Here is a 21,758-nt window from a genome sequence, read left to right as displayed (position 1 = left end):
TGACAAAGAGCCCTAAAAAGACTGTTCGCTACTGAAAATAGCTGACAGTCTTTTTTGCTATTCAACACTGGGAGTTGCATCACTTAGCTTCCGAATGCTTGTAGCCATAAAGGATATAAATAAGTATCCCAACGACCAAAGCAAAACCAAATGCCATCCATGTGTTCAAATCATATTGAAACATGAAAGAAAGACAGATGACGATAGACAAAATCGGTAAGAGAGGTACCAGCGGTGTCTTAAATTGTCCCTGCTTAGGTAGACCTTCCACTTGACGCAAGCGGATGATGCCAAGAGCCAACATGATGAGATAAGCCAGAGTGCAGATGTTTAGGAAGGAAGCGATACTTGCCAGTGGAAAAACTCCTGCACAGATAGCTGCAAAGATTCCAACTAAAATAGTCGCATTTTTTGGAACCTTGCTCGTTTGTGTCAACTGACTCAGTGATTTTGGCAAAAGACCATCTCGACTGATAGAATAAACCATACGAGAAAGTGCATAGGTCATTGAAATACATACAGTAATCAATGTCAAGATGGCTACAACAGACACATAGCTCGCTGCCCAGCCTAAGCCAACTTCACGAAGAGCAAAGGCAACTGCATCAGCGACATCAAGCTTAGTGTAATGAACCATACCTGTCAAGACTAGCGTCACAACAATATAAAGAATAGTTACAATGGATAAGGATAATACAACACCCTTAGGAACATTTTTCTCTGGTCGTTTGACCTCATCAATCGCCAATGAAATAGATTCAAAACCAAGAAAGGCAAAGAACATCAACGAAGCACCAGCCATGATTCCAGCTTTTCCTCCGTAGATTGCACCAAAGCCAAATGGAGCAAAATTAGACCAATTTTCAGCTTTTATAAAAAAGATACCGGCTAAAACAAAGAGAGCCAAAGCAGAGAATTTCAAAACAACCAAAGCTGAATTGAAGCGAAGAGCCGCCTTGGAATTAAGCAAAACTACTCCAACTACAAAGATTAGGACCAAGACTGGTAGGAGGTCAATATAGGTTCCTGCTTGCGGGTTGAAGGTTCCATTTAAAGCTGTTGGCATAGCAAGGCCAAAGTTAGCCAAAAGACCTTTTAGATAAGACCCCCAACCAGATGCAACACTAGATACTGCTGTCAAAAACTCCATAATGGTCAACCAACCAGCTATCCAGGCAGGAAATTCACCGAAAACAGCATAAAGGTATCCATAGGCCCCCCCATTCGTCGGGATACGAGAAGCAAACTCCGCATAAAACAGCGCTGTAAGCCCAACAGAAATTGCTGCAATGACAATAGAAATAACCAGAGCTGGTCCTGCATACTGAGCCGCTGCTAGACCAGTCACGGTGAAAATCCCTGTTCCAACCATAGAACCGATCCCTAGTAATACCAAATCTATTAACCCCAGATGACGACGCATCTGGCTACTTCGAGCCGCTGCTTGTTTCTTTCTAAATAAATTCACAAATTACTCCTTTTTAGTAAAAATAACGATACTCAGCAAAACCAAAACTGATGGCTATTGTTCGTTTGAGTTCCAAAGAATCGCACCTTCATATTATACCATAAACACAGCTGATACGCATGAAAAGTGGCGGATAAAAGAAAACAAGTGTGGAGGGAGATAGAGTAAATATCTTCCACAAGTTTTTTCTCATCAAACCTGATATGTAAACTAAATTACAGAAGAAATCATCCACCGTGTCAAGATGGGCTTACTATAAACCATGAAATAGGATAAAGAAGCCAGATTAAAATCCAGCTTCCTTTCTTATTCATGGATAATCGTAAAGTTTTTAAGATAGTTTTTCTTATCCAATTGGCCGGCAAACCTGTCTCCCACTTTAATAAATGGCAATTGGTCTATGCTGTCTTCTGTTGCTTTGACCTTATAAATCTTACCTCCTGATTGGATATAATAGATAGTTGATCCACCAATCATCTGACTTCCCAAAGCTTCTACCTTTCCTGTAATGTTTTCAGTCTGTTCAGTTCCTTCTCCATTAGAGGTATTTGCCAAACCAGTAAGACTAGAAGCATCTACACCGGATACTTGTGAAATCAAGGTTGCAATATCATTATTGACTAATACCTGTTGATAGTCTTCCGCATCAACCAAAGCATAAGATTTTACCAAACCAGCATCATCTTTTAGGGAGACCAAATAGTAAGCTTTATCTGCTAACTTTACTAGACTTGGAGCTGTTGCTTTGTATCCTTTTTCTTGAACTTCTCCTTCTGCTGATTTTTGAGCTGCTGTTTCAGTCGCAGAGGCTAACTTGTAGTTAGTAATTTCTCTGGTTCGCATATTGACGAGAATAAAACCAAGGTTAGAAGAATCAGCTGTAGCTGAGGTAATTCCTGTATAAAGATAAATATCAGAACCTATAGAAATGTAATTATAACTATCTGTTGTATTCTTAACACCTGTCTGACTAAAAACAGTGTTCCAAAAACCATTCTGATAGGTATAATGGTCATCCACACGACTGATAACATTTGAAGCAGAATAAACTCGATCCACCCAGTCAGGAATATTCGCTAAATCATATTTCTTACTTTCACCCGTCACCGCATCCAATACGATGGCTCCAATCGGATCATTGGAAGATAGTCCAAATCTAGGCTGATAAATGGTTGCGATATAATAAGGATTTCCTTCATCATCAACCTCAAAGGACGGTTTCCCAAAAATAGTCGTTGGGTATTGAAAACGAAGATGGCGCATAGTATCATTCATCAAATACTCTGAATCCGAATAGTGCATAGCCTTGCTTAACTTAGCAAGTTCTGCCTTCCCTGTCGTCTGATTGACCTTGACATAGTAGCCAATTCCATCTTTATGGTTGCTTAGCCATTTCCAAAAATTTTTGTATTCTAAGGGAGAAACACGGAAAGGTTGCTGACCGATAGTAATCTGACGATAGTCGTCTGAGATACCAAATTGAGAAACTTTGTCAATCGTACCAAGATAGGTATCTCCAATCTTCTCTGCAGAAGCACGGTCCAAAAGAGCTAATTTAGAAACATCTGTATTAGGGAAATCTGCCTTAAAATCAGCATCCTTAACCGTAATGACCTGTGCGTAGTCCTTAGCGCGGAAAATGTGAGAATTGATGACAGTAAGTCCCATAAGGGCTACAACAATCAATAGCCAGATACGTCCTAACCATGTCAAATAGGTTGGTAATCTAATTGCTGAAAAGTGATAGGTCTCCACTTGGCGTTGACGACCTGACACCTTCGTCACCTTTTGGACGGCACTTTTAGGACTAAAAAGAGCTAATAGTATCCAAGCCAGTCCTGCTGATTGAAGGAAGAATATCCAAAAATCCAAACTCCAAATATTAAGAGCAGGTAATTGATACCAGTAATAGACTAGTACTTCTAAAATGAAAAATACTCCTGCAAAAATAATCATCCTCTTTTTCATAGCAACCTCCACAAACAAAGATTTATTGGTTATATTGTATCATATTTTTAACCTTTTAAGTCATTTAATATACTTGTTACTTCAACAACTACGGAAACAAAATATTCTCATTTTCTGAAGTCAGAAAAGACAGGCCAAGTAGTCAGAAAAACTAAAAATTCTTCAGGCTTCTATATTCGTCTGAAACAGCGATTTTTGGTATAATGAAAAACAGCAAAGACTAGAAAAGGACAAATTATGAAACTCATTTCATGGAATATTGATTCCCTCAATGCTGCTCTAACCGCAGAATCTCCACGTGCCATGCTATCGCGTGCGGTCATTGATACGCTTGTAGCAGAAGATGCAGATATTATCGCCATTCAGGAAACCAAATTATCTGATAAGGGACCTACCAAAAAACACCTAGAAATCTTGGAAAGCTACTTCCCAGACTATAAGAACACGTGGCGCTCTTCTGTAGAGCCTGCCCGTAAAGGCTATGCTGGTACCCTTTTTCTTTATAAAAATCACCTGACACCAGTCATCTCCTTCCCAGAAATCGGTGCTCCATCTACTATGGATGCTGAAGGACGTATCATCACGCTGGAATTCGATCACTTTTATGTCACACAAGTTTATACACCAAATGCTGGAGATGGCTTAAAGAGATTAGCGGACCGCCAAATCTGGGATGCCTGCTACGCAGACTACCTCTCACAACTAGATAACCAAAAACCTGTTTTGGCTACAGGCGATTACAACGTTGCCCATAAGGAAATCGACCTTGCTAATCCTGCAAGTAACCGTCAATCGCCAGGATTTACGGATGAAGAACGTCAAGGCTTTACAAATTTACTTGCAAAGGGCTTCACCGATACGTTTCGTTTCTTACACGGTGATATTCCCAGCGCTTACACATGGTGGGCACAGCGTAGCCGTACCAGCAAGATAAATAATACTGGATGGAGAATCGACTATTGGCTAGTCAGCAATCGAATTGCAGACAAGGTGACTAAGTCTGCTATGATTGACTCCGGAGCTCGCCAAGATCACACACCAATTGTGATGGAAATTACGATTTAATGTTTTTCATTTCATATAAGTCAGACTTGAGGTAGAAAGCATAAATTACTAAGAATCGCTTTGTAAATGCTATCTTCAAGTCCTGCCTTGAGGCGGTAACACAAAGTCTAAAAAGTGAGGCTGGATTTTTCTTCCAGCCTTTATAGTTCCCTAGATTTGAAACCGCTATCATTTTATGGTATAATAAAAATATAAATATACTGTATAAGAGAGGGATTATGAATCACAAAGCAATCGAACGCAAGTCACTTACCATTTCTTCTATCGTGAATGGATTATCCGGTTTAGCAGGAGTAGCTGTTTATATCATGACAGATTTAAATGCTCTTCTTCTGGATGGAGTCTTTTCTCTGATAGCATTTGTATCATCTCTAGTGGCAGTCTACATCTCCAAAAATAGCCATAAAAAAACAGAAACCTTTCCCCAAGGCCTTTACTTTCTAGAGCCGCTTTATGCGATTATGAAGTCTCTGGCAACCTTACTACTATTGATTTTTGCTGTACTAGAAACGAGTGCAACAGCCTTTGCCTATTTCGTGCATGGAAATGGTCAGCAAATGACAATCGGTCCTGCGGTTCCCTACACGATTACCATGTTCCTTATTTATATCGGACTCTACCTCTATAATCGCTACATGAGTGCCAAAGTCAACCATCTATCGACCATCATCCTAGCAGAAGCAAAAGGGAATTTAATTGATGGTCTAATCTCTGGAGCGATTGGTATCGCAGTACTTCTTCTCTATCTCATTCCAATCAACTCATGGCTAGGCTTTCTTCATTACACCGGAGATTTCTTTTTAACGCTCATCTTAGCTCTCATTTCGTTCAAAGAACCTTGGAGCGTATTAGTAGCATCCTTTAAAGAATTGGCTAATGGTACTGTTCATTTCCCTGAAATTCACGACTCTATCTATCAGATACTTGAACCCTATTTAAACGAAGAAGCAAATGATGTTGAGATTCATATTTTCAAACAAGGGATGAATATCCGTGTCAAGATAAACCTCCATAATGTTCAGCATGAAATTGTCCAGAAACTCTTAGAAAACAAGCCTCAAATGCTCTATCTCCTAAGAAAACAGCATGAGTATATTTCTGTTGAATATGCTCTATAAAACAATAAAAATCTCGGCTTTTATAAACCGAGATTTTCATATTTTATCCGATAGCCAATCTGTAAAATTTTTCCATCCTTAATCAGCAAAGGACGCTTGATTAACATACCATCATTGGCTAAAAGACTGAGAGCTTCCTCCAATGTCAGACTCCCAAACCGATCTTTCAAACCAAGTTGACGGTAGCTATTGCCTGAGGTATTGAAATATTTTTTTAATTCCAAACCTGTTGCCTCCATCCAAGTCTTTAGCTGGTCTACACTGGGCGGAGTCGCCTTTATATCAATTGCTTCAAAATCCAGTCCCAAACTTTTCAGCTCTGCCTTTGCTGCCCGACAGGTCGTACATTTGGGATACTCATAAAATAAAATCATTTCTTTACCTCTTTCTCTTTAGAAATCAACATGATCAGCACCACTCTCAAATAGCTTGATAACTTGTAAAGCATCTATTTTTGATATTTATAATGTACTATAGGTTGAATTTTCATGCCGCAAAAGCCAGATTTTCCTATCCACCCCACCTGCATAGCCAGTCAGTTGTCCTTTCTGACCGATAACCCTATGGCAGGGAACAATAATCGAATAAGGATTTCGACCCACAGCTCCACCAACTGCCTGTCCTGAACGAATATCCAATTGCTTAGCAATCTGCCCATAGGTAATCGTCTGTCCAGTTGGTATATTTTGCAAGATTTTCCAAACCCTTTTCTGAAATACTGTTCCAACACATTCCAAGGTTAAACTGGAAAAATCAACTATCTGTCCTGAAAAATAGGCATCCAAGAGCTGAATCACCTGGTCTAGAACAGGATGAGCAGCAATCCGAACCTGACCTTCTAGACCTCTCTCGAAGTATTTCTGCCCCTCAAACCAGACTCCACGTAGCCCTTTATCACTAGCTACCAAAGACATTGCCCCAATCGGGCTGGTATAAATGGATTTGTAATACATTAGTTTTTATTTTGAATCACACGTACCTTGACAATAGCATCTGTTGCCTCAAATTTAGTCACCAACTGATCAATTTTAGCCTTATCCGCTTCATCCAAATCAAGAAGGGTATAAGCGTAGTCTCCCTTAGACTTATTGATGATATTATCAATATTGATCCCCAATTCTGACACAGCTGTTGAAATTTTTGCAACCATGTTTGGAATATTCTTGTTAATCAGGGTGATACGATAAGGCGCATCCAAAGGTTGCTTGACATTTGGAAAGTTGACAGAGTTGATGATTTCTCCCGTTTCCATGAAACGACGAATAGTCTGACCAGATGCAATGGCACAGTTGAGTTCTGCTTCCTCGGTGGAACCTCCAACATGTGGAAAAACAATGATATGCTCCTTATTGAGCACTTCCTCCGTACCAAAATCTGTAATATAGGTTTTGATAACACCCGCATCAATCGCTTCAAACAAATCTGCATGGTTAACCAATTCACCACGAGCAAAGTTAATCAAGGTCGTTCCTTTTTTCATTTGACCGAAGCTATCTACATTGAAAAGTCCCCGTGTCTTATCTGTCAAAGGAACATGAATAGTGATGTAATCCGAATGGGCGAAGATTTCCTTCAGATCATCAACACGCTTAACATGACTAGATATATTCCAAGCTGTCTCAATAGAAACATATGGATCGTAGCCAAGCACATTCATGCCTAGACGACGAGCATCATTGGCAATGCGGGCACCGATAGCGCCTAGTCCAATGACACCTAAGGTTTTACCAGCAATCTCTGTACCTGCAAATTGTTTTTTACCAGCTTCTACTTGCTTAGGTACATCAACACCCGAAAGAGTATTTGTCCAAGCTCTTGCTCCGATATAATCTCGAGCAGATAAGAGGATAGAGGCAAGTACTGCTTCCTTTACTGCATTGGCATTGGCTCCGGGAGTATTGAAAACAACAATTCCCTTCTCTGTCGCCCGGTCAATAGGAATGTTATTCGTCCCAGCACCCGCACGAGCAATCGCTTTTAGATTTTCTGGGAAGTCAAAACCATGTAAGTTCTCAGAACGGATAATAAAAGCATCTGGATTTGCTGCATAGTCACCATCAATCTGAAACCTATTGCCCAATTCTTTAAGTCCAACTTGGTTGATATTATTAAATGTTCGTACGCTAAATACCATTTGTTTTTTACCTAAAAAGGCGAAAATAGCCTGTCACCTTTCTTTCGTTTAGTTTATTGAATACTCAATGAAAATCAAGAACTAACTACGATTTTCTTAAATCAAGTAATCAAGTGTACACCTGGTTTTCAAAGAGTGTTAGTTATTTCCAAGCATCCAACGGTCGTCCTCGTTCACTTCCTGATAGAGACTGCGCTCATTCTTTTGCTTGATTTTTTGATAGGCTAGACGCTCTCCATCTAAAGGCACTTTGCCACAATAGATGAAGCCTAATTTTTCTAGAATATGCTGCATAGGGAGATTTTTATCATGCGTATCACAACGAAAATCTGGTCCCTTTTGTCCTTCAATGATTCCTTGCAAGAAGGTTAAAATATGGCCTTTGCCACGAAATTCGGCTGCTACTGCCACTCGGTGAATGGTGGTATAAAGAGGATGATTGTGCCGCCATTTGCCATCATAAATAGCCTCATAGGCTGCTTCCGTCCCTCGGAAAACAGCTGCATAGGTAGCAATCTCCCCATCAACCAGACCGACATAACCTTTCCCGGTCAAAATATCTTCAAAAATCGTTTCATGGTCAGGGTAGGATCCCTGCCACTGATCACTTCCAGAAGCCGCTAAAAATGCCTTGGCCTCCTTAAAAATCTGAGTGATTAATGCAATTTCATTTGGATGGGCCAATCTAATTTCCATCTTAGGCATTCTCCTCTGCGAACTTCTTCATGAAAGCAATCAATTCTACCACACCTTGACGTGGGAAGGCATTGTAAAGTGAGGCACGCATACCACCTACTGAGCGATGACCCTTGATATTTTTAAAACCTGCCGCTGTTGCCTCCTTGACAAACTTTGCATCCAACTCCTCGCTCGGTGATACGAATGGGATATTAGCTACCGAACGTTCTTCTTTCTTGCGAACAGGATTGCTATAAAAGTGAGACTGGTCAATATAATCATAAAGTAGACTAGATTTCTCACGGTTGATTTTTTCCATCTCATCAACACCACCAATTTCTTTGACCCATTCAAAAACCAACTTAGAAATGTAGATTGAGTAAGCTGGTGGTGTATTATAGAGAGAGTCATTTTCAGCTTGAATGCGGTAATCTAACATACTTGAGAGCACTGGTTGATCATTCAGAAAATCCTCACGTACAATCACAACTGTCACACCCGCTGGACCGATATTTTTCTGCGCCCCAGCATAAATCATGGCAAAATCTTCTACATTGTAACGAGCCGCCAAAATATTTGAAGACATATCAGCAATAATTGGTACTCCATTGGTATCTGGGAGTTTATAAACTGACGTACCTTCAATCGTATTATTGGTCGTCAAATGCACATAGGCCGCACTTGGATCAATGTCATTTGGATCGAATGTTGGCAATTCTGTATAGGTGATTTCCTCTGTAGAAGCCAACAAAATAGGCTCAAAAGCGATTGTCTTTGATAATTTAACAGCCTCAGTATAGGCTTTTTTTCCCCAAGAACCACCCACAAGATAGTAAGCTTTCTTTCCTTGAGCAAAGTTGAGTGGAATCATAGTAAATTCCAATGAAGCCCCACCTTGTAAAAAAATAACCTTATAGTTATCAGGAATACACATCAGTTCACGAAGGGTTGTCTCAGCACCTTTGATAATTTCTTCAAAGTCCTTGGAACGGTGCGACATCTCCAAAACGCTCATTCCCGAACCATTATAGTTCAAAAATTCCGCTTGGGCTTTTTCAAGCACTGATTTTGGCAAAACTGCAGGACCTGCAGAAAAGTTGTAGATTGTCATAAAATCCCTCCATTAAAATATCCTATTCATTTTAACATAAATATTCAGATTATTCAATAAAATCTTATGTTTTTATTCTACATATAGAATCAGGAAAACTCACTTTGAGACAAAAATCAGAAATAAGTATGGCCAAATTAGGACAACAAGTACGGATATATTGAAGTTAGCAAATAGAATTCTACACTAGGAGGTTTCTCGTCCATTGTCCCTCAATACTTACCTGCATAAAAATACAAAAAAACTAGGCTTAGCCTAGTCCATGGTAGATGTCATATACCTCTTGCTTTTTAAGTTGATAGCGCTTGGCCACTTCTTTGATGGCTTGATTTGGTTTGCAACCACCAGCTATCTCTTTTTCAACCTCAGCCTTCAAATCCACCTCATCAATGGATAGGGGCGATTCAGCATCTGCACCAGCAACGATCACCAAGCATTCTCCTTTGAGAGGGTGCTCTTTTAAATAGACCAAAATCTCCGAAATCTTTCCTCGCTGGTACTCTTCATAAAGCTTAGTCAATTCACGTACAACTGCTATCTGACGATCTCCATATACCGCCAACATATTTTCTAGCGTATCCACCACTCGATAAGGCGATTCATAAAAGATTTGCGTCTCAGGATAGGCTAGCTTTTCACGGAAAAACTCTCTTTGCTGCCCTGCTTTTCGTGGCAAAAAACCATAAAAAATATGAGGTTGAGGAGCAAGTCCAGATGCGATTAAGGCTGTAATCCCTGCTGATGCACCAGGAAGCGATACAACGGGGACGCCTTCTTCAATCGCTGCACAAACTAAATCGTGACCAGGATCAGAGATGGAAGGTAAGCCAGCATCCGATACCTGAGCAATAGAGTGACCTGACCGGAGCAAATCAAGCAAATGAGGAATTTTTTCATGAGCATTATGTTCATGGAAGGATATCTGCCTGGTCTCAACTTCAAAATGTTTGAGCAAGAGTCCGGTATTTCTAGTATCCTCCGCTGCAATCACATCGACCTCTTTTAAAGTTTGGATAGCCCGAAAGGTCATATCTTGTAAATTTCCAATAGGGGTCGGAACCAAATAAAGAGTGCCAAAACCTGTCTGCCCCTTGTATGATTTTTGTAATTTCATCCTAGTCTCGATTCAATAATTCAACACAGAACATACAAGGCTCATCATTATCCCTGCGTTGTCCGTAAGAGAAAGTACAAATATGGAAACCATCTTCGTAGATATTTTCCAAATTTTCCTTACCAAAGTTGGAAGACTTATGGCCTGTTTTATCTTCTTTTTCCAGACGCTCTCGCAATTTAGAATTTTCCAAACGCAAGGCTGTATTCTCATCAATAATGCCCTGCAAATGTTTTTTAATGGCATCTACTTCTGCCAGTGTTGTCAAAAGATTCTGCGAAAAATCATCCAGAGCATCAAAAATTTCTTTTTTATCCATTGTCTTCCTTTCTATCTATTTATCTTGAGAGCTTTCTAGTTTGCTTTTGGCACCACGATCTAAGAGTGGAAAAGAAAAATAAGTTGACTTATCAAATATCATCAAAAACAAACTAAACAACTATATGAGTGTTATATATTCTAGGCTATTCTGTAAACTGACATTGGCCTGCCACATTTTTTTTGCCTCAAGGACCGCATCCATTTTTTCACGGGCTAAGGCATCCGTCATCTTTTCAGCTAATAACAAGCTGAGGAGGTCGAACAATCGCTCCTGCTCTGCTTTTTCTACAGCAAGACCAGCTAAGAAACTGACTTGCAGGTAAGCTTTGTTTGCATCGGTCAAAAGCAAATCAGTAAATTTTCTAGCCTGAACTGTCAGTTCTAAAAAACTCTTATTTTCTACTAATTTCTTGACTTCTTCATGACTAGAAGTAAGCTGAGCCAAAAGACTGGCCTGCGTTTTTAACAAGCCCTCTGCTTCCAACATTCTCTCCAGAGCAGGAAGATTTTTAGGAAAACCAATAATCTGAGTCCGACTCTTAATAGTTGGAAGAACTGCCTCTTCTTGATTGGTCAACAAAAAAATATGGATAGCAGACTGTGGCTCCTCAATCACTTTTAAGAGCGAATTGGCAGCATTAGCATGCATTTTCTCAGCATCACGGATGATGAAGACTTGTTTGTCAGACTCAAAACCTGACCGAGAAAAATTTTTAACTATCTCGCGCACAGTTTCTGTCTTGATAAGATTTCCCTGAGGAGACACAATGGTCACATCTGAAAATTCATTTGCTGCAATCAGGTGGCAGGTGCGGCAATGACCACAGGGTAAGATGCCATCTTTTTCCTGACAAAAAAGAGCCTGACTGAGAAAAAGAGCCATATCAAAACTAGCAAAAGCACCAGAAAACAGATAAGCATGAGCCAAACGTTTTTGCTCCAAAGCGGTAATAAAACGCTGAAATACGGCTGGTTGCAAGTCTTTTAATTCCTGAATATTCATTATCTCATTAACAACCGTTTCTTAATCACTGCAAGGGCATCTGCAATCACAGCTTCTAACGGCTGGCTAGCATCAATTTTAACAAACCGCTCTGGTTCTTGTTCTAAAATCGACAGATAACCTCGACGAACTCTTTTATGCATATCCACTTTTTCCATATCCAAGCGGTTCACGTCTCGATTTGCATTTCGAGCGATACGAGCCAAGCCCTCCTCCGTATCAATATCAAAATAGAGGGTCAAATCAGGTTTCAGACCATCCGTTGCAAACTGATTGAGCCAGTTAATATCTGCCACATCCAAACCACGACCAAATCCTTGATAAGCAATGGATGAGTCAATAAAACGGTCGATTAGGAGTAACTTCCCCTGAGTCAATGGTGGTAATATTTTCTCCTTTAAATGCTGACGACGAGCAGCTATAAAAAGCAAAAGCTCTGTCTTGTCATCCATCTCAGTATTTGCTGGATTGAGAATAATGTTGCGGATTTCCTCTGCAATAGCTACCCCGCCTGGCTCTCTAGTTGTAACCACTTCTAATCCAAACTCCCTCAAGGCTGGTAGAAGTTCCTGCAAAACAGTTGTTTTCCCCGCTCCATCTGGACCTTCAAATGTAATAAAAAAACCTTTTGTCATCTTTTCCTCACTCATAGATAGTCATCTCATTTTACCAAAATTCAACCAAAAAATCACTTGAAAATTGACTTGTTTTTCAGGAGAAAATCTTTTACAATTGAAATATACACATATAGGGAGGTGCTTATGGTTCGCTTGAAAAATAGTTTATTCATTTTACTTGGTGCAGGTCTTTTTGCTTTTGGTCTCAACTACTTGATTATGCCCAATCGCTTATTTGAGGGTGGTGCAACTGGTCTAACTCTCATCATCTACTATCTCTTTCGTATCCAACCTTGGATAATGAATATTGTATTTAATATTCCTCTCTTCATCCTAGGTTGGAAAATCCTAGGCAAAAAGACTCTCTATCTCAGTCTTCTAGGAACACTTAGCGTCACTGTTTGGCTGGCTATTTTTGAAAAAATTCATTTTTCAATCAATCTTCAACAAGATTTAATTTTAGTTAGTATTTTAGGTGGTATCCTTATGGGGCTGGGACTGGGAATTATCTTCCGAGCTGGTGGAACGACTGGCGGAAGCGACATTATTGCCCGTATCGGTCATAAATACACTTCCTTCTCAATCGGACAGATTATCTTAGCAGTTGATATACTCGTTCTAACGCTGATTGTCATTGTTTTTAAAGACCTTCGCACGGTCCTTTATACCTTAATGATGGTTGCCGTTGCCTCTAAGGTCATTGACTTTGTAACAGAAGGTGGGTACGGTAGCAAGGGGGTCATGATTGTTTCTCAAAAATCCGAACAACTAGCCCAAGCTATTGATAATGAAATTGAGCGCGGTGTTACCCTGATAAAAGCTCAGGGATTTTATAGCAAAACAGATGTCAATATGATCTACTCCGTCATCTACAAGAGTCAGCTCCAAGAGATGAAAGAACTCATTCGGAGAATAGATCCACACGCTTTTATCACCATCACTGATGCTCATGAGGTCCTCGGTGAAGGCTTTACGTTAGACCGGAATAAAGAGCCGCTCGAACGCCACTAAGGGGATGGCTATTCAGTTTATCTACGATTCTATTTCCTTATTCGGTCACCTTGTAAAAGGGATACAGACAAAAACGAACAGAGAATAAAACACAGAAGAAGTTGACTTGAGGGAGTTCAAGCCCCAACCTCTTCTGTGTTTTTTGTACCATTCTGGAGCAACGCTTGATGCCTTAGTCTCCTCCATAAAAATAGCGAACATGCATCCCTAGTCAGAGATGCATGTCTTTATATATCTAAAACTACTTTGCTAGAAATAGAATAGCCGGAGAAAAATCTGAGAAAGCTCAGCTATTAAATCTTTTTGGCAACGGTTGGAACTAAGCTGTCAACTTGGATGCCCGCACTTTCAAAAAGGGTACGGACTTCAGCAACATCCACCTTACCCTCAATCTGGACTTCAATAACAACCTTTCCAGATTTGGTCGCAAGTTGAACAGTTGATATGATATTGTAATCCTTATCTGCCACCAGTCGGATAATTTTTTCTAATTCTCCTGCCTTATTTTCTACAAGGAAACGAGCACGAACTCCTTCTTCTCCATAACCTGAAACATGGAGAAAAGCCGCAAAAATATCCCGATCTGTGATGACTCCGTAGAGCTGACCATTGTCTACAACTGGAAGAATCCCGACTTTATTCTTATACATAAGATAGGTCGCATCTTCCAGACTAGCGTAACCCGAAACAGTGATAACATTCTTAATCATCACATCCCTAACCTTGGTCTTATTGAGTAGATAGTTCATTTCATAGATTGATAGACTAGTTGCTTTAGAAGGGCTCGCCTCGGCAATGGTTCCTTCTGTCACCAAACCGACCAACTTATCATTTTCAATAACTGGCAGACGATGCAAATCCTGTTCACGCATGATGTCAGCTGCATGTGCAACGGTTGTGTCTGGGGAAATATAGACGACTTTACGGGTCATAAAATCTTTAACAGACATAGAACTTCCTCCTTAGTAGATCCTACTTTAATTATACCACAAATCCGAAAACGATTTCAATGTTTTATGAAAGGAAATGAAAAATCAATCCTTTCCTACGACCTTAAAGGGGATGTGAGAATAATCTTTATGCTCCTTCAGAAATTCCAAGGCTTCCTTTTTGACCTGTATCAGGTTGATCCCTTGGGCATTGGCTCCGTAGACACAACCACAGTAACACTGACGATAAATATCATACTCTTCACACATCTGAACCGAACGCTGATAGCCGCCATTCTTCTTGAAATCACTGGGAAGATATTGGGTGTCATATAGTTTTTGCACCTCAATTCCAACAGCATTGATGGTCTGAGAATTCTTATGAGGGCTGATTGTTAGGGCAGAGCCAAAGTAGTCAAACCCCAGCTCCACTGCCTTTGCTGCCGTCTTATCTAATCGATAATCATAACAAACTTTACATCGATCTCCCCCTTCTGGCTCATTGGCCAGATGTTGGGTTTTCTTGAAAAATTCCTGAGGGCTATAGTCCGCCTCCAAATAGCCTACATTTTGACCTGTATTTTGATTAAATTCTCTGACAAACTGAGCCGTTACGGCCGCTCGCCGTTGGTATTCCGCCTTGGGGTGTATATTGGAATTAGCAAAATAAATAGTTACCTGAGCATACTGTGTCAGGTATTCCAAAGTATAGGTAGAACATGGGGCACAACAGACGTGCATGAGAATCTTAGGTCGAATACCAGTCGACTGCCAGGAAGCAGCCATCTTTTGAAATACCTTATCGTAGTTGACCTTTTGATTGGGTGACAACTTGGACAAAATCTCTTCAACTTTAATCACACAGACCTCCAAATAGGAATAATATATTCAATGAAAATCAAAAAATACACGAAGCTGTAGATAGAACTGAAGCTCATCAAAGCAAGTTGACAAAATATGGTTTTGATTTTCGTAAAGTATTATACTATATTTGAAGCTCACTGTATAGGTAGGAGAACTTGTTCCCAGTATTTAGACAGAGGAGAGCGCTTATTGGTACTTATCTGCTATCTAAATAAAGCTGAGAAAAGGACATGTTTACCTTTTGCTTTTCCTAATACATAGAATAAAACTATCAAAAAGAAAACTGCCTGCCGGCAGTTTCAATTTCCAACCTAAAAAGGTCCCCCGGACCTTGAACCAATGAAAAACGCCTGCCGGCGTTTCCCATTTCTCGATTAAAACATCCTATCCGTAGGCTGTTTTAACCACCCAGATAAGCCTTCTTGACTTCTTCTGAGGTGAGAAGTTCTTTTCCTGTTCCTGTGAGGACGATTTTCCCTGTTTCCAAGACATAGCCGCGATCTGCAATAGCGAGAGCTTTATTAGCATTCTGCTCAATCAAGAGTACTGTTGTACCTTGCTTTTGAATGTCTTGGATGATGTCAAAGATTTCTTGAATGAAAATTGGGGCCAGCCCCATAGATGGTTCATCAAGAAGTAGGAGTTTGGGCTGACTCATCAGGGCACGCCCCATTGCCAACATCTGTTGTTCACCACCTGAAAGAGTAGCTGCATCTTGATTTTTACGCTCTTCCAAACGTGGAAAACGGGAAAAAATCTTCTTCAAGTTAGCTTGATTTTCCTCACGGTTATTTCGGAGGAAGGCACCCATTTCTAGGTTTTCCATAACGGTCAACCCAGAAAAAATATGGCGACCTTCTGGAACTTGCGATAATCCATCTGCCACAATTTTACGAGCAGGAATTTTTTGTATTTCGTTTCCAAGAAATGAAATTGTCCCTAACGATGGGCGAACAAGACCAGAAATCGTACGAAGGATTGAGGTTTTACCAGCACCATTGGCACCGATCAACGTCACTACTTCTCCTTCGTTAACTTCAAATGATACATTTTTAACCGCCTCAATGACACCATAATGTACCGATAGATTTTCAACTTTCAACATTGGCATTAGGCCTCACCTCCAAGGTATGCTTCAATAACACGCTTATCGCTACGGACTTCCTCAGGTGTTCCATGGGCGATCAAACGACCATATTCTAAGACATAGATACGCTCTGTCACTTCCATAACCAAGCTCATATCGTGTTCAATTAGCATAATGGTGATATTGAACTCTTCTTTGATTTTACGGATAAGTTGAGTCAATTCTGTCGTTTCCTGTGGATTCATACCCGCCGCTGGCTCATCTAAGAAGAGAATTTTCGGTTCGGTCGCAAGGGCACGAACGATTTCCAAGCGGCGTTGTTGTCCGTAAGGAAGATTTTTTGCTAGCGTATCCGCATCACTATCCAAATCAAAGATTTTTAAAAGTTCAATAGCTTTTGTTTTCAAGGTTTCTTCGTTTCTATAAAATGCTGGTAGGCGGAAGAAACTTGCAAAGATTTTAGCTTTGCCATGATTGCTGAGACCGATCAAAACATTTTCCAAGACGGTCATATTTTTGAACAAGCGAATATTTTGGAATGTGCGACCAAGTCCCAGTGAAGCAATTTTCGAAGGGGCTTTACCATTCAAGAGAGTACCCGCAAGTGTGATACTACCTTCACTTGGCTCATAAACACCCGTTAAAAGGTTGAAAAGGGTTGTTTTACCAGCACCGTTTGGTCCAATAAGACCAACCAGCTCCCCTTCATGAAGTTCCATGGTCACATCACCAACAGCTGTCAATCCACCGAAGTTTTTGGTTAAATTTTTTACTTCAAGCAAGGCCATTACTTAACCTCCTTCTTCTTAAACAAAGCTGCCATACTAAATTCTTTCGTTCCCAGAAGACCACCTGGACGGAAAATCATCAAGAGAATGAGTGCCAGCGAATAGATAATCATAGAAATATCTGAGTAACTCTTGAGAAGTACATTCAAAATTCCAAGAACAATCGCCGCTACAAACGTACCAGTGATTGACCCTAACCCACCCAATACAATGATAATCAAAACATTAACAGATGTCATGAAGGCAAAATCCTTTGGAACGATTGTTCCAACATAACCTGCATGAAGACCACCGGCAATAGCTGCCGTCATCGCTCCAAATACAAAAGCCGAAACTTTCACAAACGTAGGATTGACACCAACTGACTCTGCCGCAATCTCATCTTCGCGAACAGAAATCGTCACACGTCCCATCGGACTACGTAAAAAGTTTACCGTCAGCAGGGTTGTAACAATGACGAAAATATAAACCATAGGCCAACTCGTAAAGAGTGGGATTGAGGTAATCCCTGCTGCACCATTTGTCAAAGGACCACCATTGATGATCAGGATCCGGATAATTTCTGCAACGCCAAGTGTCGCAATAGCAAGATAGTCCCCCTTCAAGCGAAGAGTTGGAATGCCAACCAAAAGAGCTACTGCGCCTGCGATAAACATACCAATAATCAAAGCAATAGCAAATCCACCATAAGATGGCATCATTTTACCAAGAATAGCTACTACATAGGCACCGATAGCCATAAAACCAGCATGACCAAGCGAAAATTGACCTGAGAAACCAACGATCAAGTTCAAGCCGACTGCCAGAATAATTTGAATACCGATTTGTTGAACAATCTGGATATAGTAAAAGTTCAGAATTCCTGCGGATACAAGGCCCTGAATAAGACCAAAACCAGCTAGCAAGATAGCCAACCAAATCGCATTAACTTTAAGATGTTGCTTCATGTCTACACCTTCTCTTTCACGTTCTTACCAAGGATACCACTCGGACGTACCAAGAGGATGATAATCAAGACAGTATATACAACCGCATCACGGAATGTATCCAAACTAATCACATAAGTGAGGGTTTCGATAATTCCGATAACAAATCCGCCAAGTGCTGCACCTGGAATAATACCAATTCCCCCCAATACAGCCGCCACAAAGGCCTTAAGACCAGGTGTCATCCCCATGAGTGGTTCGATTTGGTTATAGTAAAGGCCAAGAAGGACACCGGCTGCACCAGCAAGTGCAGAACCAAGTGCAAATGTAAAGCTAATTGTACGGTTTACATTGATTCCCATGAGCTGCGCCGCATCGCTATCCACTGAAACAGCACGCATGGCTTTTCCCATTTTAGTTCGTTTCACAATCAGTTGCAGAGCTACCATTAAAGCAAGCGATACTCCAAGAATAATCAACTGGATATTCGTGATAGAAATCGGCCCCAACTGAAAGGTTACAGCCTCAATCGCTTGAGGGAAAGCCTTAACATCTGCTGTAAAGAACTTAATCATCGTGTACTCTAGAAAGAAGGACACACCAATAGCTGTAATCAAGGCTGCAATACGCGTTGAATTACGCAAAGGACGATAGGCCAAAAACTCAATAAAGACACCAAGAATAGCTGTTCCCAACATAGCAAGAATAAGTGCTACGAAGAAACGTATCCCTCCATCTGCAATAAAAGTTAAATGATTTAATAGGAAATATCCCATAAAGGCACCCATCATATAAAGATCTCCATGGGCGAAGTTAATGAGTTTGATAATTCCGTACACCATGGTATAACCAAGGGCTAAAAGGGCATAAACAGAACCAAGAATCAAACCATTGACAAGTTGTTGAAGCATAGGTTCACCAATCTTTCTAACTATTTTTCAAGCTCTATAAGCATTATTACATTATACAAAATTTTCTGAAAATAGGCAAGCTAAATAGAATTTTTCTAATATTTAAAAGATGATTTATTTAGTCAAACAAATACTGGATAAAAATCTAAAATAAACGAGAAAACAGATCTAGGAAGTTAGCTCAAGTAACACCTAGCCTATTGATTTCCATGTAACATAGTAATTGTACAAAGCAAAAAGAGGGTGCACCCTCTTTTTGCTTGTTCTCTATTTGTCAACAGAAATAGTATCAACAGATGCTTGCTTACCATTTGTCAAACCTACAACGTAGACGGATTTAACAACATTGTGTTCTTTATCGATTGACATTGTTCCTGTCACACCTTCAAAATCTTTCAAGCTAGCAAGATTATCTTTTACTGCTATCGAGTCAGAAGCACCTTTTGCAGCTTTTGCTGCCATGTAAACAGAATCATAAGCAAGAGCTGAGAACATGGATGGCTCTTCGTTGTATTCTTTTTTATAAGCATCGTAGAATGCTTTTGCTTTTTCGCTTGCTGATGTTACAAATGCTGAAAGGTAGTAAACATTTGAAGCTGCTGAGGCTGTCGCTAGTTCTGTAAATTGTGGCGAATCAAAACCGTCTGAACCAAGGATAGGTTTGTCAATGCCAAGACCACGCGCCTGCTTCACGATTGTACCTGTTTCATTGTAGTATCCAGGCATGATAATAGTGTCAAACTCTTTGCCTTTCAATTTAGTAAGAGCTGCTTGGAAATCCTTATCTCCAGAAGCAAATGTGATTTCTGAGACGATTTCTCCTCTATAAGCTTTCTTAAATGCTTCCGCTACCCCTTTACCATAGTCAGATGAATTATCATAGTAAAGAACAACCTTCTTAGCTGATAAATTTTCAGTCGCATACTTGGCCATAATCTGCCCTTGATATCCATCCGTAAAAGTTGCACGGAAGAAATAATCTTGAACTTCGCCTTTATCATTGACAACTAAGTTGGTCTGAGTTCCTGAAGGGGTAATCATCGGTACTCCCGCCGAAGTCAAAGCTGGAATAGAAGCTGCAGAAGCTCCTGATGTGGCTGCACCAATCACGACATTTGCACCTTCGCTTGCCAAGCTTGTTGCTACTGTTGCTGCTTCAGCCGTTTCAGATTTGTTATCTTTGGTGATGACTTCTATCTTTTTCCCGTCAATACCGCCTGCTGCGTTGATTTCTTTTACAGCAAGGTTGGCACCTTTTTCCTCGGTTTGACCATAAGAAGAAACTGATCCTGACAATTCCAAATTGTACCCGATCTTGAATGTACCACCAATCGATACACCTTTTGTGGCGGTATTGGTTGTCGAAACAGTACCACATGCGGCAAGTAAAGCTGTGGAAGCGACTGTAGCAAATGCCACTACAAATTTTCTTATTTTCATGAAAACACCTTAAATCTTTCTTAAATTTTACGATGTATCTAATATACTGAATTATCTGAAAATTGTCAACAAAAAAGAAAAATTTTTTTCTACTTGAAACAAAAAAATTAACAAGCACCTGAATGCCTGTTAATTCTAGCTATCATACAACAGTTTGTCCTTCTTCTCTCCATAGATTACCAACAAAGTTTTGGTCTAAATCTTTTATATAAGAAGGTAGGACCTTTTTCACAAATCTCTCCTTACTTAATTTAAACATGGCTTCCTCTACTTGCTCTTGATTCATATAGACCAGGACATATCGCAATCGCTTGGAATGATAAACAATATCCCCATATTGATTAAGCTTACGCGCATCACGGTTGTAGTGTAAGTAGACAGTTAAACAAGTACGATTTTTCTTCTCAAACATGGCTCCTCCTCTGAAAGTTCTCTTTCCATATTATACCGTTTTCATTAGAAAATGAAAAGCTCCAACTATCTGAAAGAGTTGGAGCCGAGAAGAAATAGAAGGCAACTCACTACATTGCCACCGTTCTTTTTTGCTATTTATTTTACCTTTGCATGATCCATAATTTGGTCAATAAAGCCATAGGCCAAGGTTTCTTCTGCTGACATCCAATAATCACGTTCTGCATCCTTGTGGATTTGCTTCACTGTTTTACCCGAATTATCAGCTAAGATTTTCTCTAATTTATTGCGTGTTTTCAGCAAATGTTCTGCAGCAATGGCCATATCTGTCTGCTGAGTACCGCCACCAGTACCACCCATTGGCTGGTGAATCATATACTCTGCATTTGGAAGCATAAAACGCTTACCCTTAGCACCACTTGATGCGATAACAGTTCCCATACTTGCAGCAGTTCCCATCACAATTGTTTGGACATCTGCCTTGATAAAATTCATCGTGTCTACAATAGCAAGTCCTGCTGACACAGATCCACCTGGGGTGTTCACATACAAATAAATATCCTTTGTAGGGTCTTGAGCATCGAGGAAAAGCAACTGAGCAATGACTGAGTTTGCCATATTGTCTTCAACTGGTCCTGTCAACATGATAATTCGGTCTTTCAGCAAGCGAGAATAAATATCATACGAACGCTCACCTCGACTGGTTTGTTCAATAACTACTGGAATCATAAAATTACTCCTTTTCGAGATTTTCTGTACTCATTATATAGAAATAGTCAAAAATGGTCAAATAA

At 40.2% G+C, this 21,758-nt stretch carries 23 protein-coding genes; 3 read left to right on the top strand and 20 right to left on the bottom strand.

Annotation, left to right across the window (positions count from 1 at the left end; translation table 11 throughout):
- Positions 1–79 precede the first annotated feature (79 nt).
- Both BZG42_RS03325 and BZG42_RS03320 read right to left on the bottom strand, forming a co-directional pair.
- Complete coding sequence (locus BZG42_RS03325) at positions 80–1,468, bottom strand: amino acid permease (protein WP_024533043.1); 1,389 nt, start codon at positions 1,466–1,468, stop codon at positions 80–82.
- A gap of 306 nt (positions 1,469–1,774) precedes the next feature.
- Positions 1,775–3,436, bottom strand: coding sequence for a hypothetical protein (locus BZG42_RS03320; RefSeq protein ID WP_155995337.1), 1,662 nt, complete (start codon positions 3,434–3,436; stop codon positions 1,775–1,777).
- Positions 3,437–3,673: 237 nt separating this feature from the next.
- Here BZG42_RS03320 and BZG42_RS03315 point away from each other — a divergent pair, with 237 nt between their 5' ends.
- Together BZG42_RS03315 and BZG42_RS03310 are read left to right on the top strand one after the other, a co-directional pair.
- Positions 3,674–4,501 (top strand): exodeoxyribonuclease III, encoded by an 828-nt coding sequence (locus BZG42_RS03315; RefSeq protein WP_024533041.1) that lies wholly within the window; start codon positions 3,674–3,676, stop codon positions 4,499–4,501.
- Between the two features lie 218 nt (positions 4,502–4,719).
- Positions 4,720–5,619, top strand: a complete 900-nt coding sequence (locus BZG42_RS03310) for a cation transporter (protein ID WP_024533040.1) — start codon at positions 4,720–4,722, stop codon at positions 5,617–5,619.
- A gap of 20 nt (positions 5,620–5,639) precedes the next feature.
- On the opposite strand, the gene BZG42_RS03305 is transcribed toward BZG42_RS03310, so the two are convergent.
- The 9 genes from BZG42_RS03305 to tmk form a co-directional block, all read right to left on the bottom strand.
- Positions 5,640–5,993: an arsenate reductase family protein gene (locus BZG42_RS03305; RefSeq protein WP_155995336.1), complete on the bottom strand. Its 354-nt coding sequence runs from the start codon at positions 5,991–5,993 to the stop codon at positions 5,640–5,642.
- Positions 5,994–6,080: 87 nt separating this feature from the next.
- Complete coding sequence (locus tag BZG42_RS03300) at positions 6,081–6,572, bottom strand: methylated-DNA--[protein]-cysteine S-methyltransferase (protein WP_155995335.1); 492 nt, start codon at positions 6,570–6,572, stop codon at positions 6,081–6,083.
- The gene (locus BZG42_RS03295) at positions 6,572–7,753 is read right to left on the bottom strand and encodes a 3-phosphoglycerate dehydrogenase family protein (protein WP_155973497.1); all 1,182 of its coding nucleotides are present in this window, start codon (positions 7,751–7,753) and stop codon (positions 6,572–6,574) included. The genes BZG42_RS03300 and BZG42_RS03295 overlap by 1 nt, the downstream gene beginning before the upstream one ends.
- 138 nt (positions 7,754–7,891) lie before the next feature.
- The gene (locus BZG42_RS03290) at positions 7,892–8,449 is read right to left on the bottom strand and encodes a GNAT family N-acetyltransferase (protein WP_155973499.1); all 558 of its coding nucleotides are present in this window, start codon (positions 8,447–8,449) and stop codon (positions 7,892–7,894) included.
- A gap of 1 nt (position 8,450) precedes the next feature.
- Positions 8,451–9,542, bottom strand: a complete 1,092-nt coding sequence (gene serC / locus BZG42_RS03285; protein ID WP_155973501.1) for a 3-phosphoserine/phosphohydroxythreonine transaminase — start codon at positions 9,540–9,542, stop codon at positions 8,451–8,453.
- A gap of 250 nt (positions 9,543–9,792) precedes the next feature.
- Entirely contained in the window at positions 9,793–10,656 is an 864-nt protein-coding gene (gene rsmI / locus BZG42_RS03280; protein WP_155973503.1) for a 16S rRNA (cytidine(1402)-2'-O)-methyltransferase, read from the bottom strand.
- Position 10,657: 1 nt separating this feature from the next.
- Positions 10,658–10,975 carry a DNA replication initiation control protein YabA gene (yabA, locus tag BZG42_RS03275; protein WP_120171478.1) on the bottom strand — a complete coding sequence of 106 codons (318 nt, stop codon included), beginning with the start codon at positions 10,973–10,975 and terminating at the stop codon, positions 10,658–10,660.
- Positions 10,976–11,095: 120 nt separating this feature from the next.
- Entirely contained in the window at positions 11,096–11,980 is an 885-nt protein-coding gene (locus tag BZG42_RS03270) for a DNA polymerase III subunit delta' (RefSeq protein WP_155995334.1), read from the bottom strand.
- Positions 11,980–12,615 (bottom strand): dTMP kinase, encoded by a 636-nt coding sequence (gene tmk / locus BZG42_RS03265; protein WP_120172462.1) that lies wholly within the window; start codon positions 12,613–12,615, stop codon positions 11,980–11,982. The genes BZG42_RS03270 and tmk overlap by 1 nt, the downstream gene beginning before the upstream one ends.
- 126 nt (positions 12,616–12,741) lie before the next feature.
- Between tmk and BZG42_RS03260 the strand changes: the two genes are divergently transcribed.
- Positions 12,742–13,608, top strand: coding sequence for a YitT family protein (locus BZG42_RS03260; protein WP_120171476.1), 867 nt, complete (start codon positions 12,742–12,744; stop codon positions 13,606–13,608).
- Between the two features lie 293 nt (positions 13,609–13,901).
- Here BZG42_RS03260 and BZG42_RS03255 read toward each other — a convergent pair whose 3' ends face one another.
- The 9 genes from BZG42_RS03255 to BZG42_RS03215 form a co-directional block, all read right to left on the bottom strand.
- The gene (locus BZG42_RS03255; RefSeq protein WP_024533029.1) at positions 13,902–14,558 is read right to left on the bottom strand and encodes a CBS domain-containing protein; all 657 of its coding nucleotides are present in this window, start codon (positions 14,556–14,558) and stop codon (positions 13,902–13,904) included.
- Between the two features lie 84 nt (positions 14,559–14,642).
- Positions 14,643–15,398 carry an epoxyqueuosine reductase QueH gene (locus BZG42_RS03250; protein ID WP_155995333.1) on the bottom strand — a complete coding sequence of 252 codons (756 nt, stop codon included), beginning with the start codon at positions 15,396–15,398 and terminating at the stop codon, positions 14,643–14,645.
- A gap of 403 nt (positions 15,399–15,801) precedes the next feature.
- The gene (locus BZG42_RS03245; RefSeq protein ID WP_024533027.1) at positions 15,802–16,512 is read right to left on the bottom strand and encodes an ABC transporter ATP-binding protein; all 711 of its coding nucleotides are present in this window, start codon (positions 16,510–16,512) and stop codon (positions 15,802–15,804) included.
- Complete coding sequence (locus BZG42_RS03240; protein ID WP_024533026.1) at positions 16,512–17,276, bottom strand: ABC transporter ATP-binding protein; 765 nt, start codon at positions 17,274–17,276, stop codon at positions 16,512–16,514. The genes BZG42_RS03245 and BZG42_RS03240 overlap by 1 nt, the downstream gene beginning before the upstream one ends.
- Positions 17,276–18,223 (bottom strand): branched-chain amino acid ABC transporter permease, encoded by a 948-nt coding sequence (locus BZG42_RS03235; protein ID WP_155995332.1) that lies wholly within the window; start codon positions 18,221–18,223, stop codon positions 17,276–17,278. Before BZG42_RS03235 ends, BZG42_RS03240 begins: the two co-directional genes overlap by 1 nt.
- A 2-nt stretch (positions 18,224–18,225) precedes the next feature.
- Complete coding sequence (locus tag BZG42_RS03230) at positions 18,226–19,113, bottom strand: branched-chain amino acid ABC transporter permease (protein ID WP_024533024.1); 888 nt, start codon at positions 19,111–19,113, stop codon at positions 18,226–18,228.
- Between the two features lie 267 nt (positions 19,114–19,380).
- Complete coding sequence (locus BZG42_RS03225) at positions 19,381–20,553, bottom strand: ABC transporter substrate-binding protein (protein WP_155995331.1); 1,173 nt, start codon at positions 20,551–20,553, stop codon at positions 19,381–19,383.
- A 142-nt stretch (positions 20,554–20,695) separates the two neighbouring features.
- Positions 20,696–20,965, bottom strand: a complete 270-nt coding sequence (locus tag BZG42_RS03220; RefSeq protein WP_155995330.1) for a YlbG family protein — start codon at positions 20,963–20,965, stop codon at positions 20,696–20,698.
- Positions 20,966–21,102: 137 nt separating this feature from the next.
- Entirely contained in the window at positions 21,103–21,693 is a 591-nt protein-coding gene (locus BZG42_RS03215) for an ATP-dependent Clp protease proteolytic subunit (protein ID WP_024533021.1), read from the bottom strand.
- Positions 21,694–21,758 lie beyond the last annotated feature (65 nt).

Source organism: Streptococcus sp. DAT741 (genome assembly GCF_009866825.1).
Taxonomy (GTDB): Bacteria; Bacillota; Bacilli; order Lactobacillales; family Streptococcaceae; genus Streptococcus; species Streptococcus ruminantium.
This window is presented reverse-complemented; position numbering and strand designations above follow the sequence as displayed.

Bases quoted from the DNA above. Each gene is read 5' to 3' on its own strand.
- BZG42_RS03320 (WP_155995337.1), bottom strand. From the start codon at position 3,436: ATGAAAAAGAGGATGATTATTTTTGCAGGAGTATTTTTCATTTTAGAA.
- BZG42_RS03315 (WP_024533041.1), top strand. From the start codon at position 3,674: ATGAAACTCATTTCATGGAATATTGATTCCCTCAATGCTGCTCTAACC.
- BZG42_RS03310 (WP_024533040.1), top strand. From the start codon at position 4,720: ATGAATCACAAAGCAATCGAACGCAAGTCACTTACCATTTCTTCTATC.
- BZG42_RS03305 (WP_155995336.1), bottom strand. From the start codon at position 5,993: ATGATTTTATTTTATGAGTATCCCAAATGTACGACCTGTCGGGCAGCA.
- BZG42_RS03300 (WP_155995335.1), bottom strand. From the start codon at position 6,572: ATGTATTACAAATCCATTTATACCAGCCCGATTGGGGCAATGTCTTTG.
- BZG42_RS03295 (WP_155973497.1), bottom strand. From the start codon at position 7,753: ATGGTATTTAGCGTACGAACATTTAATAATATCAACCAAGTTGGACTT.
- BZG42_RS03290 (WP_155973499.1), bottom strand. From the start codon at position 8,449: ATGGAAATTAGATTGGCCCATCCAAATGAAATTGCATTAATCACTCAG.
- serC (WP_155973501.1), bottom strand. From the start codon at position 9,542: ATGACAATCTACAACTTTTCTGCAGGTCCTGCAGTTTTGCCAAAATCA.
- rsmI (WP_155973503.1), bottom strand. From the start codon at position 10,656: ATGAAATTACAAAAATCATACAAGGGGCAGACAGGTTTTGGCACTCTT.
- yabA (WP_120171478.1), bottom strand. From the start codon at position 10,975: ATGGATAAAAAAGAAATTTTTGATGCTCTGGATGATTTTTCGCAGAAT.
- BZG42_RS03270 (WP_155995334.1), bottom strand. From the start codon at position 11,980: ATGAATATTCAGGAATTAAAAGACTTGCAACCAGCCGTATTTCAGCGT.
- tmk (WP_120172462.1), bottom strand. From the start codon at position 12,615: ATGACAAAAGGTTTTTTTATTACATTTGAAGGTCCAGATGGAGCGGGG.
- BZG42_RS03260 (WP_120171476.1), top strand. From the start codon at position 12,742: ATGGTTCGCTTGAAAAATAGTTTATTCATTTTACTTGGTGCAGGTCTT.
- BZG42_RS03255 (WP_024533029.1), bottom strand. From the start codon at position 14,558: ATGTCTGTTAAAGATTTTATGACCCGTAAAGTCGTCTATATTTCCCCA.
- BZG42_RS03245 (WP_024533027.1), bottom strand. From the start codon at position 16,512: ATGCCAATGTTGAAAGTTGAAAATCTATCGGTACATTATGGTGTCATT.
- BZG42_RS03240 (WP_024533026.1), bottom strand. From the start codon at position 17,276: ATGGCCTTGCTTGAAGTAAAAAATTTAACCAAAAACTTCGGTGGATTG.
- BZG42_RS03235 (WP_155995332.1), bottom strand. From the start codon at position 18,223: ATGAAGCAACATCTTAAAGTTAATGCGATTTGGTTGGCTATCTTGCTA.
- BZG42_RS03230 (WP_024533024.1), bottom strand. From the start codon at position 19,113: ATGCTTCAACAACTTGTCAATGGTTTGATTCTTGGTTCTGTTTATGCC.
- BZG42_RS03225 (WP_155995331.1), bottom strand. From the start codon at position 20,553: ATGAAAATAAGAAAATTTGTAGTGGCATTTGCTACAGTCGCTTCCACA.
- BZG42_RS03220 (WP_155995330.1), bottom strand. From the start codon at position 20,965: ATGTTTGAGAAGAAAAATCGTACTTGTTTAACTGTCTACTTACACTAC.
- BZG42_RS03215 (WP_024533021.1), bottom strand. From the start codon at position 21,693: ATGATTCCAGTAGTTATTGAACAAACCAGTCGAGGTGAGCGTTCGTAT.